1 protein-coding gene is annotated in these 1102 nt (G+C 45.1%); it reads left to right on the top strand.

Annotated features, from left to right (window positions below; all coding sequences use genetic code 11):
* Positions 1-22 precede the first annotated feature (22 nt).
* A protein-coding gene (locus tag IEY46_RS36155; protein ID WP_189001266.1) for an IS3 family transposase occupies positions 23-1102 on the top strand; the annotation gives its coding sequence in 2 pieces (ribosomal slippage) (positions 23-272 and positions 272-1102; 1081 coding nt annotated over the 2 pieces). This gene is flagged as partial in the annotation.

The raw sequence follows: 1102 nt of genomic DNA on the forward strand, positions 1-1102 counted from the left end.
CATTAAGGAGCGGAACTCTACAATGCCAAAACAAGAACGACGTACCTTTACCTCAGCATTCAAAAAACAACTGGTGGAACTCTATGAAAATGGGAAATCCAGAGCAGCCATTGTGGAGGAATATGATCTCACAGCCTCTGCTTTAGACCGCTGGATTAAACAAGCTCAAACAACGGGCTCCTTCAGGGAGAAGGACAATCGCTCATCAGAAGAAAACGAGTTGATCGCTTTACGAAAAGAGAACCAGCGTCTGAAAATGGAGGTCGATATTTTAAAGCAAGCCGCGCTGATCATGGGACGAAAGTAGCTATCATCCAGAACAACCTTGATAAATACTCGGTATCAGCAATGTGCAACGTCCTGCAAATCACAAGAAGTACGTTTTACTATGACGCGAAAGAGCAACTGAACCACGAGGATATAACCGAAGCGATTGTAGAGATATTCCACAACAATCGTAAAGCTTACGGCACACGAAAGATCAAGGTCAAGCTCCGTGAACGCGGATTCGTCGTTTCCAGACGTAGAATTGGTCGGATTATGAAAGAGCAAGGGCTAGTTTCCACCTACACTGTAGCTCAATATAAGCCCCATAAAACGGCTTCTAATGAAGCAACGACAGGGAATGTTCTGGACCGTGAGTTCGAGCAGGAGGAAGCCCAACGCTTCGTTGTCAGCGATCTGACTTATGTGAAGGTTCAGAACCGGTGGCATTACATATGTGTGCTGGTCGATTTGTTCAATCGAGAGATTATTGGCTGTAGCGCAGGTCCGAATAAAGATGCTGCTCTAATTTCCCGCGCTTTTGCAAGTGTCCAGGGCGATCTACGTCAGATTCAGTGGTTTCATACGGACCGTGGCAGCGAGTTTAAAAATCATAAGATAGATGAGCTTCTGGGGACGTTTGAAATCGGCCGATCTCTAAGTGCGAAAGGCTGTCCATACGACAATGCTGTAGCCGAAGCCACTTACAAAATCATGAAAACAGAGTTCGTGAACCAGATGAACTTCCAAAGTCTTCGTCATCTGGAACTTGAATTATGCGATTACGTTAATTGGTTTAACAAGCATCGCATTCATGGAACATTAGGCTATATGACGC

The organism is Paenibacillus nasutitermitis, assembly GCF_014641075.1.
GTDB lineage: Bacteria > Bacillota > Bacilli > Paenibacillales > Paenibacillaceae > Paenibacillus_Z > Paenibacillus_Z nasutitermitis.